The sequence below is a fragment of the Sphingomonas sp. Leaf37 genome, assembly GCF_920939475.1.
In the GTDB taxonomy this organism is placed as follows: Bacteria; Pseudomonadota; Alphaproteobacteria; order Sphingomonadales; family Sphingomonadaceae; genus Sphingomonas.
Genome location: NZ_CAKLAX010000005.1, coordinates 190711 through 207760 on the forward strand (window position 1 = coordinate 190711; position 17050 = coordinate 207760).

At 63.3% G+C, this 17050-nt stretch carries 12 protein-coding genes; 6 read left to right on the forward strand and 6 right to left on the reverse strand.

Annotated elements, in window-relative coordinates; all coding sequences use genetic code 11:
* Positions 1-2: 2 nt before the first annotated feature.
* The 5 genes from LRA87_RS17120 (at position 3) to LRA87_RS17140 (ending at position 6824) form a co-directional block, all read left to right on the forward strand.
* Complete coding sequence (locus LRA87_RS17120) at positions 3-1448, forward strand: glycoside hydrolase family 28 protein (RefSeq protein WP_230781896.1); 1446 nt, start codon at positions 3-5, stop codon at positions 1446-1448.
* 5 nt (positions 1449-1453) lie between these two features.
* On the forward strand, positions 1454-3457 hold the full coding sequence (locus LRA87_RS17125) for an alpha/beta hydrolase family protein (RefSeq protein ID WP_230781898.1): 2004 nt from the start codon (positions 1454-1456) through the stop codon (positions 3455-3457).
* Between the two features lie 11 nt (positions 3458-3468).
* Positions 3469-4872, forward strand: a complete 1404-nt coding sequence (locus LRA87_RS17130) for a glycoside hydrolase family 28 protein (protein ID WP_230781900.1) — start codon at positions 3469-3471, stop codon at positions 4870-4872.
* Between the two features lie 95 nt (positions 4873-4967).
* The gene (locus LRA87_RS17135; RefSeq protein WP_230781902.1) at positions 4968-5990 is read left to right on the forward strand and encodes a LacI family DNA-binding transcriptional regulator; all 1023 of its coding nucleotides are present in this window, start codon (positions 4968-4970) and stop codon (positions 5988-5990) included.
* Between the two features lie 168 nt (positions 5991-6158).
* Positions 6159-6824 carry a dihydrofolate reductase family protein gene (locus LRA87_RS17140; protein WP_230781904.1) on the forward strand — a complete coding sequence of 222 codons (666 nt, stop codon included), beginning with the start codon at positions 6159-6161 and terminating at the stop codon, positions 6822-6824.
* 384 nt (positions 6825-7208) lie between these two features.
* On the opposite strand, the gene LRA87_RS17145 is transcribed toward LRA87_RS17140, so the two are convergent.
* The 6 genes from LRA87_RS17145 to LRA87_RS17170 form a co-directional block, all read right to left on the reverse strand.
* The gene (locus LRA87_RS17145; RefSeq protein WP_230781906.1) at positions 7209-9032 is read right to left on the reverse strand and encodes a glycoside hydrolase family 15 protein; all 1824 of its coding nucleotides are present in this window, start codon (positions 9030-9032) and stop codon (positions 7209-7211) included.
* Positions 9025-9858 carry a 3-oxoacyl-ACP reductase FabG gene (gene fabG, locus LRA87_RS17150; RefSeq protein WP_230781908.1) on the reverse strand — a complete coding sequence of 278 codons (834 nt, stop codon included), beginning with the start codon at positions 9856-9858 and terminating at the stop codon, positions 9025-9027. Before fabG ends, LRA87_RS17145 begins: the two co-directional genes overlap by 8 nt.
* Before the next feature lie 8 nt (positions 9859-9866).
* Entirely contained in the window at positions 9867-11000 is a 1134-nt protein-coding gene (locus LRA87_RS17155; RefSeq protein WP_230781910.1) for a Gfo/Idh/MocA family protein, read from the reverse strand.
* A gap of 398 nt (positions 11001-11398) precedes the next feature.
* On the reverse strand, positions 11399-12595 hold the full coding sequence (locus LRA87_RS17160) for a glycoside hydrolase family protein (protein WP_230781912.1): 1197 nt from the start codon (positions 12593-12595) through the stop codon (positions 11399-11401).
* A gap of 593 nt (positions 12596-13188) precedes the next feature.
* Positions 13189-13940, reverse strand: a protein-coding gene (locus LRA87_RS17165; RefSeq protein ID WP_443024904.1) for an IS5 family transposase whose coding sequence is annotated in 2 segments (ribosomal slippage) — positions 13189-13610 and positions 13610-13940 — 753 coding nt in all. Because the reading frame shifts where the segments join, the coding sequence is not laid out codon by codon here.
* A gap of 302 nt (positions 13941-14242) precedes the next feature.
* The gene (locus tag LRA87_RS17170; RefSeq protein WP_230781914.1) at positions 14243-15226 is read right to left on the reverse strand and encodes a helix-turn-helix domain-containing protein; all 984 of its coding nucleotides are present in this window, start codon (positions 15224-15226) and stop codon (positions 14243-14245) included.
* Positions 15227-16322: 1096 nt separating this feature from the next.
* Here LRA87_RS17170 and LRA87_RS17175 point away from each other — a divergent pair.
* On the forward strand, positions 16323-16790 hold the full coding sequence (locus LRA87_RS17175) for a hypothetical protein (protein ID WP_230781916.1): 468 nt from the start codon (positions 16323-16325) through the stop codon (positions 16788-16790).
* The last annotated feature ends 260 nt before the right edge of the window (positions 16791-17050 follow it).

The window sequence follows — 17050 nt, forward strand, 5'->3', positions numbered from 1 at the left end:
CAATGCACACATCCGCACTGGGGCTGACCCGCCGGGCGCTGATCGGCAGCGCCGGCGCGGCGACGGCATCCATCGCCTGCGCCGCTACTATGCCGCGAAGCGGTGACGATCCCTGGGCGCTGGCGGCTCGTATTCGATCGCGAATTCGCCCGCCGTCGTTCCCACCGGGCAACCGGTTTAGCCCGCGGCAGTTCGGCGGCGTGGCCGATGGGCGAACGCTGGCGACGGTACCGATCGCCCGGGCGATTCAGGCGGCGTCACGCGCACCGGGCGGCGGGACCGTGGTGCTGAATGACGGCGTGTGGCTGACCGGCCCGATCCATCTGCAATCGAACGTCGAACTTCATGTCGCCGATGATACCATCGTACGCTTCGCTCATGATCCCACGCTGTACTTCCCACCGGTGTTGACCCGCATGGAAGGCAATGAACTGATGGGCATTTCGCCCTTCATCTACGCTTATGGTGCGGAAAACATCGCGATCACCGGCAGCGGCGTGCTGGATGGCCAGGCGGGGCCGGATCATTGGTGGCATTGGGCGCGGCGACAGTCGGGCGCGGGAGAATCCTCGGGTGCGCGACTGCGACGGCTGGCGGAGGAGAATGTCCCGGTCGCGCGGCGGATATTCGGGCCCGACGCGACGATCCGGCCGCAGTTCATCCAGCCTTATCGCTGTCACAACGTCCTGATCGAAGGCGTCACCATTCTGCGATCCCCGATGTGGGAAATCCATCCGGTCGAATGCAGCAACGTGACCGTCCGGCGGGTGACGATATCGAGCCACGGTCCCAACAACGACGGCTGCGATCCGGAAAGCTGCCGCGACGTGCTGATCGAGGATTGCCTGTTCGATACCGGCGATGATTGCATCGCGATCAAGTCCGGCCGCAACGCCGATGGCCGGCGACTAGGCGTGCCCTCGGAGAATATCATGGTTGCCGGCTGCACGATGGCCGACGGCCATGGCGGCGTGACACTGGGCAGCGAGATCACCGGCGGCGTCCGCAACGTCTTTGTCGAACGGTGCCGGATGGACAGCCCGAATCTCAACACCGCGCTGCGCTTCAAGAACAACGCCGCGCGGGGCGGACGGTTGGAGAACATCCACGTTCGTGATGTCACGGTCGGGCAGGTCGCGCGTGCCGCGATCACGATCGACTACAACTACGGCGAGGGCGCCAAGGGCGATTTCACGCCCGTCTTCGATACGCTGAGCATCGAGCGGCTGCTGGTCGGACGCTGCCAGCGCATGCTCGATCTGCAAGGGTTCGTAGGTGCGCCGATCCGCAACATCCTGCTGCGCGACACCGCCGTGATCCGCGCGGCGGAACCGGACATCGTCTCCCGGGTCGAGGGACTGCGTTACGACAACGTCCGCCGAAACGGTGTCGCCGTCGCTGGACCGACACCGGGTGGCGTCGCCAAAGCGGCGGACATATCGGGATGAGCGCCATGGTTCGTATTATATTCGCCGCCGCGCTGCTCGCCGGAGCGGCACCCCTGGGGGCGCAGCAGACCGCCCGCGATCGACTGATCGCCTATCTCACCGCAGAGGCGGCCCGGCAGGCGCAGGCGCGCGCGGCGACGATGGCAGGGATCGCGACGCCCGAGCAGGCACGCGAGCGGCAGGTTCTCGTCCGCGCGAAGCTCGCCGACCTGATCCGGCTCGAAACCCATGCCGGTCCCGTGGTCTCCAAGGTAACCGGACGGGGGGCTGGTGACGGCTATACGTTCGAGAGGCTTTGGTACGAGAGCCTGCCGAACTATCGCGTCTCGGCGATCGTCTATCGCCCACCGGGCAAGGGCCCCTTCCCCGCCATCATCGTGCAGCCCGGCCATGGCGTCGACGGCAAGATCGGCGATCATCCCCTCGCAGCGCATTTCGCGCGGGCCGGCTTCCTCGTCCTGTCGATCGACATCGTCGGCGAAGGCGAACGGCTGCAGCATTACGACCCGGCGATCGGCGCATCCAAGGTCGGGCGGCCGACCGGCGAGCACAGCATGAGCTTCGAACAGGCGCTGCCGACCGGCGGTCACGTATCGCGCTTCTTCATCCAGGATGCGGTGCGCGGCATCGATTATTTGATGTCGCGGCCCGACGTGGACGATGCGCGGATCGGCGCGTTCGGCTGTTCCGGCGGAGGCACCATCACCGCCTATCTTGCCGCGCTCGATCCGCGCGTGCGGGCGACGGCGGTCGGCTGCTACGTCAACGATTACGCGCATCTGCTCGGCGCGGGCGGCCCCGGCCCGCAGGACGGCGAACAATCCATTCCCTTCTTCCTCGAGCGCGGTCTCGATCTCGCCGACTGGGTGGAGGCGGTCGCGCCTCGTCCGTTTGCGGTCATATCGACGCAGGCGGACATGTTCCCGATCGCCGGCGCGCGCGCCGCTTATGCCGAGGCGCGGCGCTTCTATACCGCATCAGGAGCGCCCGACGGGATCACCATGATCGAGGGGCCGGGCGGCCATGGCAATCTCGGCCCGATCATGCCCCGGATCGTCGGCTTCTTCAGCCGGACGCTGAAGGGCGATGCCGCCGAACGTGCCTATCGACCCGAACCGATCGGCGATCCGGCCAGGCTCCTGGTGGCCGGGGGCGCGGTCGGCGGTGCCAAGCTGCAACAGATGATCGCGGCAGAGGCGCTGGCCACGCCGCGACCGACCGATAACGCACTCGCTACTGCGCTCCGCGACATCGCGCGGATCACGGTATCAGCGGGAGCGGCGCCGCCTGTGATGACTCTCGGCGCGGACGTACCGGTAGGGCAGCATATCGCCGCACCGCTGTCCTTCGACGCGGCACCCGGTCTTCGTGTCGATGGCCGCTACGTCCGAAATGCATCGGCAGGTAAGCGGCCGACGCTGCTGTTGCTCGCCGCCCAACCACAGGCGACGATCGATGCCTGGACGAAGGCGGGATGGAACGTCCTAGCGATCGAGCCACGCGGTGCGGGCGGCACGGAGGAATTGAAATCTCCGCTGACTGGCGACTGGACACTATTATCGCTGCGCGCCTTGCTGGTCGGCCGAACGCCGGTCGGCATGCGCACCGACGACGCCCTGGCGGCGCTGAACTGGCTCGCGAGAAGGCCGGAGGCCGGACGCATCGTCGTCCAGGGGAGCGGTGCGCTGGGACCGGTCGCACTGCACGTGGGCGTCCTCGACGGACGGGTGGCGGGCGTGATCAGCGACGCGGCGATCACCCGCTATCGCGAGTTCGTCGAAAGGCCGATTTCTCGCGACATGGCGGAGGTCAATCTGCCCGGTGTTCTTGCGCGCTACGACCTGCCCGACCTGATGGCGGCGCTCGGCGACCGGTTGGCGCTGGTCAATCCAGAAAATGCCATTGGCGAACCGCTCGACGCGGCAGGCTTGGCCAAACTGGCCCCTGCCCGCCCCCGCATCGTCGTGCGCGCGGCTCGCGACCCCATCACGCCCATCCCCTTCCGCTGACGAGGCCTGCCATGACAACAGACCGCCGCACCTTCATCGCTGCCGTCGGCCTCGGTGCCGCCGCCATCGCCACCCGGATCGAGGCGGCCGCGCCGGGCAAAGCGCCGGCCTTGCCTGCTCCCTTCGTACCCCCTGCTACGGGGCTGCGGATCGATCCGCGAGCGCTGGGCGCCAAGGGTGATGGCGCGACCAAGGATACGGCCGCATTGCAACAGGCGCTCGATCGCTGCGCGGTGATGGGCGGCGGTGAGGTCGTAGTCGCCGGCGGCCGCTACCTTACCGGAGCGTTGCGCATCGGATCGAACACCGTGCTGCGGATCGAGGCGGATGCGACCCTGCTCGGATCGCCCGACCTGTCGGACTATCCGGTCGTACAGGTCCGCTGGGAAGGGCGCTTCGTACCCGGTTACATCGCGCTGATCTGGGCGAATGACGCGCGCAACGTCGGCATCGCCGGCAAGGGGCGTATCATCGCATCGGATGCGATACCGGGGCGCGTCGCCAAGACCGGGCTGCGCCATCCCGCCCTGCTCGAATTCACCGATGTCCGCGGATTGAGCATTACCGACGTCACCGGCGAACAGAACGACATGTGGGCTGTACACCCGGTCTACTGCGACGACGTGATCTTTCGCGGCGTGACGTTGAAAGGCCGTGCCGATGGCATCGACGTGGATTCCTGCCGGCGCGTGCACATCGACCGCTGCGACTTCGACACCGTCGATGATTGCATCTCGCTGAAATCGGGGCGGGGCATGGAGGGCACGACGATCGGGCGTCCGACCGAGGATGTGACGATCACCGACAGCGTGTTCCGCGACCATCGCTGGGCCTGTATCGGCATCGGTAGCGAGACCTCGGGTGGCATCCGCCGCGTGCTGGTAGAACGCTGCCGCTTCCTCCTCGCCCACACCTTTACGATCTATCTGAAAAGCCGCCCCGGTCGCGGCGCGTTCATCGAGGACATCACGATGCGCGATCTTGATGTCAGCGGTGCCGGCTACGGCTTCCTGCGCCTCAACTTCCTGGACAGTGGCAAGCAGGACCAGTTTCCCGTCTCCGGTCTCGCCGGCATCCCGACGGTCCGTAATTTCACCTTCGAGCGAATCCGCGTGAAGGACGTACCCATCTTGGTGGAGGCGGTGAACATCCACCCTGACAAGCCGCTCGACGGCTTCACCTTGCGCGACGTCACCGGCACCGCCGGCCACGGCATCACCCTCGCCAATATGCGGGGAGTCGAGATCGCGAGCATCAACGTCAACGTATTTTCGGGGCCCAAGATCGCTGCCGAGAATGTCACCGGTCGCGGCCTCGATCAGGCCGTGAAGCTCGTCCCCCCCGCCCGTCCGACGCCGGTCGCGGCCCCGACTACGCCGTACCAGTTGGGCATGGAGTCCGGTGCGCCGAACTGACAGCGTTTGGCGATGCACACGCAGACGCGCTAAGAGGGAGTCAACGAAGGGATACGGCAGCTGTGGCAGAGGACGAGACGCGCCGACCCCCGGTCATGCGGCGCGCAACGATCAACGACGTCGCCGAAAAGGCTCACGTGTCGAAGAAGACGGTATCCCGCGTCATCAATTGCGAACCGAGCGTCAAGCCAGTGATGATCGAGCGGGTCAACCGCGCTATCGCTGAACTGCACTTCAGCCCCAATCCGCAGGCGCGCAGCCTTGCCCTCGGCCGGTCGTTCCTCGTGGGCCTCATATACGAAAATCCCAGCCCGACCTACGTCGTCAACATGCAGCTCGGCATCCTCGACGTCCTGCGCCCCGCCGGCATGGAACTTGTCGTCCATCCCTGCCGCCGGGATGCCGAGAGCCTGTTGGGCGACGTGCGGAGCTTCATCGAACGCCAGCGGCTCGACGGCGTGATCCTGCCCCCTCCCCTGTCCGAAGACGAGCGGCTCATTGCCCTGCTGCGGGAGACCGGCTGCCCTTATGTCCGCATCGCCTGTACCGCGCTGGATGATCCCGCGGTCATGGTGGTCAGCAACGACCATCTCGGTGCGCGTCAGGCGGCAGAACGCCTCTTCGGGCTGGGACATACCAGCATCGCGCTGGTGAGAGGGCCAACCAGCTATCGCTCGTCGCGCGAGCGCGGACAGGCGTTCCTGGCGGCTCTGGCCGAACACAACATCATGGTCGGCGAGGATTACGACATCGAGGGCGGGTACACCTTCGAATCCGGCGTTACAGCCGGTCATCGCCTGCTCGACCTGCCGCACCCGCCCACCGGCGTATTCGCGCTCAACGATGACATGGCGATCGGCATCATGCAGGCGGCACGCGAGCGTGCACTCGACCTGCCTCGCGACCTGTCTGTAATTGGCTTCGACGACTTGCCGATGGCAGGACGCGTCTGGCCGAACCTGACGTCCGTACGCTTGCCGATCCGCGACATGGGATGTTTGGCGTCGAACAAGCTGCTGGCACAGCTTGGCTCTGAGGCACCGACGGATGTGCAGCTGATCGAGCCGACGCTAATCACCAGGCAGTCAGATACCGCGCTAACGCTCGGCGATCATTGATGCCACTCACTGGCCTGTGGGCCCAATTGCAGACATTCGGCTGCGGTAAATGGCTTCTTGAAGCCCGCCGTCCATTTAGGTGCGCCTAAGCTTGGATCGCTCGCTTGCTGCTCGATGTGTTTCGGTAAAGAATGGTGATCGGCAAGATATGCACCGGAGGAATGATCGATGCGTAAGCTGACCGGCGCGGCGTTCTTATCACTCGATGGTGTGATGCAGGCGCCCGGGGGACCGACCGAGGACACGACCGGCCGGTTTGATCAGGGCGGCTGGGTGTTCGGCATTGGGGACGATGTTATCGATCCGGTGTTGGGCGGATTGTTCGACCCTCCTTATGCGCTACTGCTCGGGCGGCGGACTTACGACATTTTCGCGGCGTACTGGCCTTTTGTGGACGGCAACATGGCTGGCATGGGCGAGGCACTGACCGCCGCTGAAAAGCATGTCGTGACGCATGGCGACCAGCCACTCGACTGGGCCAACAGCCACCGCCTGAGCAACATAGCTGCTGTCGGAGCGCTGAAGGAAAGCGACGGCCCCGACTTGCTGATCCAAGGATCGTCGACGCTCTACCCGCCGCTTCTCGCTGCCGGGCTGATCGACGAGCTGGTGCTTATGACTTTTCCGGTCGTGCTCGGGACCGGCAAGCGCCTGTTCGGCGACGGCACCCCGCCGGGCGCGTTGCGTCTTCTCGACCAGCAACTCGGCACGAAGGGCGTGATCGTCACGCGTTGGGCACCGGCTGGTCAAATTCCGACGGTCGGCCATCCTCATCCAGTCACCAGCGCAGCGGAAACCGAACGCCAGCGCCGAATAAAGGAAGAGACTTGGTAGTCGTCAGATCAGCGCTGCCCGTGCTGGTCGCAGACGACCCACTATCCGTCATCCAGAGAGGTTTACCCGCCACCGTACTCCCGCCGTTCGTTCATGTTGGTGCCTTACGGCACACCGGGGACCGCGTACGCGCTTTTGCGACCAACAGGCGTGGAGCTCGGCAGGTGCGAATTATAGGAACCCCACGCATCAAACGGCAGTCGAGCCGAGCCGGAAGGATCGTGGTGATACGGCTGCGGTGACCCACGAGTAGAAGCCCGCGTGTCGATCGGCTTCGTCACTGGACCACCGTTCAGCCGTCTTTCCGAAAGCCGAGCATAGATGTCGCTTCCCTCGCTCCTTCTACAAAAGCGAAAGAGGATGCCAATCGGCGGTTCTGACCCGTCAAGGCTGCCAGTTCGGCCGATAGCTGGGATCGAGCCTCCGATCAGTAAAATAGGCCGCGCTGATGAAGGCGAGATGGGTCAACGCCTGCGGAAAGTTACCGAGCGGCTGACCGCGGCGGTCCAGCTCTTCCGAAAACAAGCCGAGCGGGTTCGCATACGCGATCCCCTTGGCCAGGATCATCTGCGCTTCGTCGGTCCGCCCCGCACGTGCAAGGCACTCGGCATACCAGAAGGTGCAGGTCGTAAACGCGCCTTCACCACCCTCGAGTCCGTCAGCGTTGCGATAGCGGTAGATCAGGCCGTCGTCGCGCAGGTGCTCGCCAATCGCGTCGAGCGTCGTCAGCCACACCGGATCGGTCGACGACACGAACCGCACCAACGGCATCATCAGCAGTGCGGCATCCAGTTGGGTGCCGCCGCGCGACTGGACGAAATAGCCGTGCTCGGGATGACGGAAATTCGCCCAAACATCCGCGACGATTGCGTCCCTAGTTTCCGCCCATTCAACCAACGGTGCCGGCAACGAACGTTTCTTCGCCAGCCGGATGGCCCGGTCCAGCGCCACCCAACACATCACCCGCGAATGCAGGAAGTGCCGCGGTTTGTCCCGCATCTCCCAGATGCCCGCATCGGGCTCCTGCCAATGTGCGGTCACATATTCGACGATGCCGCGGATATGCTGCCAGCCGTCATGGCTGATCGCGGCGCCATACTTGTTCGAGAGGTACACGCTGTCTAGCAGCTCGCCGAAGATATCGAGCTGGCTCTGCGCATGCGCAGCGTTTCCGATCCGCACCGGCCGACTGCCCGCATAGCCCGCCAGATGCGCCAGTTCCTGCTCGTCCGCCGCTTCGCTCCCATCGAGCGCGTACATGATGCGGATCGGATCGTCGGGTGTGGACGCCATCACCCGTTGCCCGGCCCAATGTCGGAAATGCTCCGCCTCCTTCAGGAAGCCGAGCCGCATGAACGCATAGACGGTGAAGGAGGCATCACGAATCCAAGTGGCGCGATAGTCCCAGTTACGCCCTGCCCCCGTCGCCTCCGGCAGAGAGAAGGTCGCCGCGGCAGCGATCGATCCATGGCGTGCGGAGGTTAGCAGTTTCAGCGCCAAGGCAGATCGCAGCACCTGCTCGCGCCACCGGCCCTTGTAGCTAGATTTCCCTGCCCAACGTCGCCAAGCCGCGGTGGTAGAAGCAACTTCAGCCGCAACCTGTGCGTCGTCGGGCGCGACGAGCGTGTCGCCGCCAAGCACGAACCAGGCGCTTTCCCCAGCCGTAAGTTTGAACTGTCCGACCGCGTCGCCGCTATCACAGGCCAGCGGCATCGACGCGAACAGTCGCAGGGTGAGGTCGCGCCCGTCGAAGCGCACGCCTCCCGCATCCGCCAATCCCCTCGGCACTTCGCGGGCGTAATCGAACCGCGGCGCACATCGCGCGGCGAACACCACCGTCCCGCGCGTCACCCTGATCTGCCGGATCACGCATTGTGCGCCGCGATCGGGATGCACCCGCGCATCGGGATGCGGCATCAGGTCGATCAGCTCGGCGCTGCCCTCCTCCGCCATCCACCGCGTCACCAGCACGTTGGTGTCCGGAACGTAGAGCTGCATCACCTCCGGATCGTCGAGGTCCGGCTGGATCGAGAACGCTCCACCGTCGCGATCGAGCAGATCGGCGAACACCGTCGGGCTGTCGAGCGATGGCCAGCACAGATAGTCGATCGTGCCGTCCCATGCGACCAGTGCCGCTGTCTCCAGATCGCCGATGATGCCGTGATCGCCGATGCTGCGCAGCGGCGGCACGCCACGCGGATCATCCATTGTCGCGAAATTCGGGGTAGAGCGACATGCCCCCATCCACGAACAAGGTCGTGCCGGTGATGTAATCCGCTTGGTCCGACGCCAGCCAGACAGCGGCGCGAGCGACATCTTCAGGTTCGCCGATCCGGCCGTAGGGGATCAGCCGCAGCAGGTTTTCCAGTGCCGCGTCGCTGTCCCAAGCATCCTTGTTGATCGGCGTGCGAATGGCGCCCGGTGCGATCGCGTTGACTCGAATGCCATCGGCCGCGACCTCTTGCGCCAGCGATCGGGTCAGCATGCGGATGCCGCCCTTGGCCGCCGCGTAATTGATATGCCCTGCCCATGGGATGACCTCATGGACCGAGCTCATGGCGATGATCGTGCCCGCACTGCGCGCTGGGCGCCCTTCCTGCGGCTGCGTGCTGAAGCGGCGGACCGCCTCGCGTGCGCACAGGAATTGCCCGGTCAGGTTGATATCGATCACTGTGTTCCAGTCGGCCAACGACATATCCGCCACTGCCGCATCCTTCTGCACGCCCGAATTGGACACCAGCACATCGATCCGGCCAAACGCTTCGGCTGCAGTATCGAACAGGCGCACGACACCCGTTTCATCCGAAACGTCAGCCTGCACGGCGATCGCCCGTCCCTCGCGCGCCACGATGCGCTCGACCAGCTCGTCGGCGGCCTCCCGATCGGAGTGATAGTTGACCACCACCGCCGCACCCGCTGTTGCAAGCGCCTCGGCCACGGCAAGGCCGATTCCGGAACTCGCGCCGGTGACAATCGCCGCGTGTCGCTCGAGCGCCCGCTCTCCATTGAACATGGCTGAACCTTTCTTCGGCACGAGGGGGATTAATCGCCTGTCGGCGACGAGGCGTTGACGGGGTCGGGCGCCGAGATCGCGCGCAACGTTCGTTCCTGCACATCAGGATCGATCCGTCTCGTCCGCCCGATGTACGCGACCTTGACCGGCTGCTTCGTCTTCAGCGCCTCGATGATCGCTTCGATCACAAGCAGGTCGGCTAACCCCTCTTCACCGTCCGGCTCGGGGCTACGATCCTCCAAGATGCATTCCGAGAAATACTGCAACTCGCCACCGAACTGATCAGTTGCCTTGAACGTCTGCTGGCTGTCCTTATCGCCGATCCGACGCCGATGTGCCAAGCCTTGGCCGAAGCCGAAGGCCGGGTCCATCTGGATCGATCCCTTGGTTCCGGCGATCGTAAGTATGTCGACCTGATTGGCGTAGTAGCTGACGGTGAACTGCGCGAGGCGGCTGCCCGGCATGCGTAACGTGACCGCGAATGTGTCGTCCAAGTCGCCGAAGCCCGATTCAGGATGGCGCGTGGCCACGGCCGAAACGACCTCCAGCGGCTCCGTCCCGAACAGGTAGCGGATCGCATTGATTGGGTAGGGCGCCATGTCGAACAGCGGCCCGGCTTCGATCCCGCTCGTCGCGCGATGATTGGTGGGATCGACCATCTGCGTGAAACAGGCGGTGAACGCGATCAGCTCACCCAGTTCGCCGGCACGAATGCGCCGGATCGCATCGAGTGTCGCAGGCTCGAAGTGCAGGCGGTAGGCGGTCATCAGCTGCGCCCTGCCCCGTGTCGCCGCAGCCATGATCTCGCGGGCCTTGGCCGGCGACACATCAAGTGGCTTTTCGCTCAGGACGTGGATGCCCGCCTCCAGCGCCGGCACCGCAAACTCGGCATGCCGCCAGTTTGGCGTGGCGAGATAGATCGCATCGATCTCTCCCGACGCCAGCAGTTCAGAGAATTGCTCGTAGCTGTAGAGGTGCTTCACGCCATACCGCTTGCCCAGCTTCTCCAGCTTTTCAGGGTCACCAGACACCAGAGCGGTGATCGTCGAATTGCCCGTATGCGAAACGCCGGGCATGAGCGCCTCTTGTGCGATGTCGCCGAGACCGACGATGGCGTAGCGAACCTTGCGGCCGCCGAGGCCGAGTGCCGAAGCGATACTCATGCGAAACTCCTGATTGGAAAGTCTGGGGCAACCGCGCCACGCGGGCGGATGGTTCCCGCCGAAAATGGATGATTTGGCGCGGTGGCGGATTACCTGCCGATCCCGCTTACACAGCTCCACACAGGACATACACCGGGGCGATCATCTCCCGACAACCGGCACGTTGCTTAGCTTGAAATGCAAGTCCCTATGCATGAGCTGCAAAACGCGGGATCGGCCGGGCGGGAACCGGAACGAGGACCCACATCCGGACATTCAAGTCCCCTTCCCCGCTCCCCAACTTCGGTCGTTCGTTCATCTCCGCGATGTGGTGCTTTTCGCGCTAGGCTTCCCGGTCACTAATGTCGCGAGGTGGATGGAAAAGTGGACGTTGCAGTTACTCGCGGCTGCGGATCAGATCAGCGCTTGATCACTGCTTTCTGCCCATCGATAGTTCTGAGGTCGCGGTCCATGGCAGCGCCATCGAAGGGCACGACGATGACCTTGCTGCCATGGCCGTTGCTGCCCGTCTGTGTATCCTTGGCCGTGTCGGTGACCGCAAAGGTCATCGCCGTGACGTGCCCGTCCTCGATCAAGACGCCAGGCCGCTCAAGCTTGTTCCAGTGGTTGATCCTGCCGTTCGCATAGCGCACAAAGTCAGCGTCCGGTTCGTAAGCCAGACCTTGGAAGCGCCACCCTGTGATCCCATCGCGTGAAAGCAGATGGTAGGCCCGGCGCTCGCGCCAATGATTGACGATGATGTGATACCAGCCGCCGCTGTACCAAACCACCGGGTCTTCATAGGCGCGCATGTCGCGTTGCGGGATGCCGGCCAACCCAAAATAGACGCTGTCTCCCATGATCTCGTAAGGCCCCAGGATGCCTGTACGGCTAATCAGCACCTGCCCTGACCGCGGCACGATCTGGAAGGCGCCGTCAGGGCGCAACGTTACACTGGCATTCGACAGACGTTGTGGGAGCGTGCCTGGATTGTTGACCCGATCGCCAGGCGTCTTGAGCAGCGGATAGCGAGACTGATTGATCGCGATCGTTCCAAGCTTGCGATACGGTCCGTCGATCGAGCGGGATACGAAAACAGTGCCGTCGCGCGTTTCGCTGATCACAACCGCATAGCGACCATCCGGCAGCCGTAGGGCCGTCACATTGTGGCCTAGGCCGGCTTGATCGTCAGGCCAGATCAACCCGTGGTCGCGATAGGGTCCAAGGCGGGAGGCGCTGACCGCCAACACCGCCTTCGATCCGCCCCACGCCTTGTGTCCGAGCGCTTGATCCCAGCGGCTCGCAAACATGCGATATTTGCCATCTGACCCCCTGAGGATCTGCCCGTCCCAGTAGTTCCAACGTGTCAGCGTCGGATCTTCCAGCCCGTTTGCCGGATCACGCGGGCCAACCTCTTTCGCGCCCCAGGCGGATGTCGACAGTTCTCCGCGAACAGGTAGCGCCTTGAAATAGGAGATAAAGGGCTTGGGACCGAGGACCGGTAGGTCCTGTACCTGCTCAGCAGGAACCGCCGTTTCCTGCGAATAGGCGACGAACGGGACTGCGGAGACGATGGCCAGGAAAGTCAGGCGCAGGCGTTGAGAGCGCTTCATCATTTTACTCCAGGCAACGCGGGGCTTCCGCGCTCACTTATCGCGCGCCCGGCGGCATGCAACCGCGCAATCGAGTGATCGCGGGAGACATGATCGTCAGCTGTCCAACGTTGGCAATGGGCGACTTCGGAAAGTCAGCTATGTGAGGCTGACGATCCAGACGTCCCTACCCAAAGTTCGTGCTTTCGATGACACCACGTTCGGTTGCTGGTGACGACGACCCACAAGTGGACATTCAGTTCACTTTCCCCGCTCCCCAACTTCGGACGCTTGTTCATCAGCGCGAACGACCAGCTTGCCACCCCGGCCATCCACTGACGAATGTCGTGAACTGGGAGAAAAACCGCCGTTCCGCTTCGAAGGGCCGGTCAGCAGCCTCTAGGTGACGAGAACGGAGGTTTGAAGGGCTGCAGTCGGCTTCTGCATGAAAGCTGCAAACCAGCCGGTTATCCTAATCGGCGAAGGAGATGCACGATGGTCGGCTTATTGGTAGTGATGATGCTAGCTGGCGGTTCTCAGGTGCTAACGTCTTACAATAGTAAGGTGCTCGAACCGGAGGGAGTGACGGCGGAGCTGGTGCTAGGCGGGATCGACATTCATCGGAGCCAGATCATGGCGGCGGCGAGGTGGACGAAGCCGGTGAAGTGGACGGTGTGTCGGTCGTAGCGGGTAGCGAAGCGACGGAAATGCTTGAGGCGACTGAAGCACCGTTCGATCTGATTGCGATGTTTGTAGATGCTGGCGTCGTGCGGGATGGCGACCTTGCGGTTGCGTTTTGACGGGATGACAGCGGCAGCGTTCATGCCTGCGATCCGGTCGCGCAAGTCGTTGCCGTCATAGGCTTTGTCGGCAAGTATCGCCTTGGCTCGCTGGCCTTCGAGCAGATCGGGCGCAGAGGCGATGTCGCTGGCCTGACCCGGCGTGATGCGGAACCGCAAGGGTCGGCCGAACGTGTCGGCGAGCATGTGGATCTTGGTCGTCAGTCCACCTCGGGAACGCCCCAGCGCCTGATCCTTGGCCCCCCTTTTCCGGTCGCTGCCTGCTGGTGGGTGCGAACGATGGTGCTGTCGATCATCAGATACCGGTTGTCCCGGTCGGCCGTCAGCGCCTCGAACACGCGCTCCCAGACGCCTGCATGGCACCATCGGCTGAAACGCCGGTGCACCGTCTTCCACTTGCCATAGCGTTCCGGCAGATCGCACCAATGCGCGCCCGAGCGAAGAACCCAAAAACATCCGTTCACGAACAGGCGGTTATCTGCGCCCGTCCGACCCGGATCGGTCGCCTTGCCTGGAACCAATGACGCAACCCGCGACCACTGAGCTTCGCTCAACTCGTACCGCTTGATCCCCATCACTCGCTCCGCGCTTCAACACGGATGCCTCTGAATCAGTCTTCAACCCATTTGAGAATCCTGAATGTCGATCCCGCCTAGAATGGAAGCGTCGGCTCGGGCCTCCAGCATAGATCAAAAAAATAAGGTATGCCGGTAAGGTATCACATTCCAGTCGGTGATATGGAACCTATCTTATCAGGGGGACAGAAGCAGCGAGTTATGCTCGCTCGCGCCATGTACACGACGAACCGCGATGTTTCTCGACGAGGCGACTGCTCACCAATTTCAAACTGGCGGAGTTTCAGGGTAGCCCGTCACGAGTAATCGAGCCTGCCCGGCGTGTGGCCGAAACGATCGCGATAGCGTCGGTTGAAATCGCTCATATGGGAAAATCCCCATCCCCGGGCGACCTGTTGCACGGTCAGGCCATCGAACGTCTGCAATTCGGAATGCACCCGGTCGAGGCGGCGTCCGATGAGATATTGCACCGGGCTGCACCCGAGCCGGCGTTTGAAACCGAGCTGCAACAGTCGCACGCTGAGCCCGGCAGCGCTCGCGACCTCCGCGACCTCGATTTTCCGGCGCAGATTGGCTTCGATATAGTCGATGGCGGCACGGACGGGCCGGTCGGCGACATCGGCGCTGCTGGACCCGATCGATCCGCCGATCGTCGGCCAGGCGCTGATGAACTGGTAGACCAGCATTTCCTGCAGCAGGGGCGTGATCAGGTCGGTCTCATCGGTCGGCCCCATCGGGCGGTCGCGCAGCAGGCCGATCGTGCGACGCAACGCGGCGAGGGCGGGGGTATGGGGATCGACGACCGTCGCGAACCGCGGCAGGATGTTCGAATCCGAACCGCCGAGCGCCTGACACCCCTTCATCATCACGTCGCGGCTGACGGTGGCGGTGATGGAGGAAAAGCCGGGGGAGGCCCATTCGAAGCGCATGTCCTCAAACGACGTGAACAGCGCCTGGTCGAACCCGACGACGATATCGCTGGAGCCGGGACCATCGTGCGACATTGCGCCATTGTTGACGAAGCGGATGGTGAACAGATCAGCGGCTCGCTTCGGCCGGGTCCTGAACCCGCTGCGTGTCTCGGTCGTCCAGACGCTCAGCGACGGACTCTGGCGTCCTTCGAAGGCGATATGAATGCCGCGTCTGGACCAGCGCATAAAGTCGACCGCGATGTTGCCGCCGTCGTTCAATCCCTCGAGTTGATCCATGGTGTCAACGACGTGGAGCAGCCGCAGCTCCGGCTGCGACTTCGGCAGTAGTCCGGCGTGATTCGATGACATGGACAAGCGATCTCAAAAGCCGCTCTGCACAGGCGCTTTTTTATTGACGTGTTACATGGCCGCAACGGCCGATAAACCTAGGATAGCATTATCGCGTGTGTCAACGAAGCTTCGTACTTCGCCGTGCATCGTCCGGGCATTCCGTAGATAGCACATTTGCGAAAACCGCCAGAAACGCGTGCATCAGCCGGTGAACTGGCCGATCCTCGAAGCGTCGCGTGGCAGTGCCGGGAGGTTGGAAAGCCGCCGTATTCCGCTATCACGACAGCACAGCGAAGTTACCGATGCGGAACGGACGCGGCATCGCAAATGCCGCGAGGATCGAAGCCGACCGTGTAACGAAAACGGGGCGGAAAGTCAGACATGGTTCAGGGGCGAGACGAAGCGTTGCTGCATATGATCAAGGCACTTGCGATCCTGGATCGAGAAGCACCGAGCCCCATTGCCTGTTACTTGCAGACGGCGATCGACCTGTTGATCGAGGACGCCGCTTTGGCGGGCTTCGCGCAGGCCGACGAGATGAATAGCGGGTCGAGACATTGACGACGTCGCGCTTGCGTGAAGCAGGCGCCAAGCGATCATTCGGACAAGATCCGGAGTTCCGTCATGTCCGCGCCGGCGGCATCGGCAACGCCGACATGATGGTGATTTGCTGAACCAGTGCATCGGGTTTTCGCCGGCCCGAGTATGACAATTCACGTCGAATCGATGACATGCAACCGAGAGACGGCATGTGGACAAACCTGCTTTCCTGGCGAAAGCCGGGGCTCATTTGGGAAGGCCTCGGTGCCGCAGGAATGCGCCTCATCATTAACCTCCCCCAACTAGGCCTCCGCCGGGGAGGTGGAAGGCTGAATGTCGATCCCGCCTAGATGCGAATATCCCGCAGCCCGAAGCGCTCGCCAATGCGCTGATCGAAGCCGAAGGGCTGACACCCTGGAACGCCGAACAGCCGACCACACAATCACGGTCGGCATCGCCCCTCGCTTACCGCGCTCGATACAGCGGCAGCGGAGCCGGGATTATCGTCTACTATCATAGGGATCATAGCGGTGTCGGTCAGCCCGTATGTCGAATTCGACGCCGCCAGGGTGGCATGTCGACCGCCTTCGACCTAGCGCGTAGATGGTGCGCGACGTCCTTGGGTGTCGCTGTTGATGATCACATCCCCGCACCGATTGTAACGACGGGCGACGGGATCGATCAGCTGATCCGCAGACTGGACCTTACTTCATTTCCGAACTCTACCGGACCTCGACGAGCTTCCGGCAAGCGGACGCCTGAAGATTATGGATTTATCGAAACCGACCGGGGTAAAAGTGGCGTGACGATGACCAGTCGCGACGGTGGCTGGCTGATGAGCTTCACCGTGCTGGCTACATCCGTCAAAGGCGTTGATGTATGCTTTCGTGATCAGGCGCTCCAGCAGCGAGCTGATCGTATCCGACCAAGCTACGATGCAGTGTCTTCGCTCAGGCTCACAAGAGGCGCCGATGGCTACTGGAGCGCGCTTGCCTTTCCAATCAACTATCCATCGTGCCGCCGTCCCGGCGAGCAACGATAATTCGTATGTCCTGAACGTCCGCTATGGGCGAGAGCGGCCGCCCGACGCTCCCGCCGACACGACCCATTTCCCGCCGTTCAGCCTCACCACTTCGCTATCCAGAACCAGACATTCGTTCAGCAGCCGGCGGACCTAGGGTCAGGACCCATTGATGGGAGCGCCGCGATCTGATTCATGCTCCGTGAGGAGAGCGTGGATGAGCGACCTGTACTGGTTGACGGATGAGCAGATGGCGCGCCTGCAGCCATACTTCCCCAAGA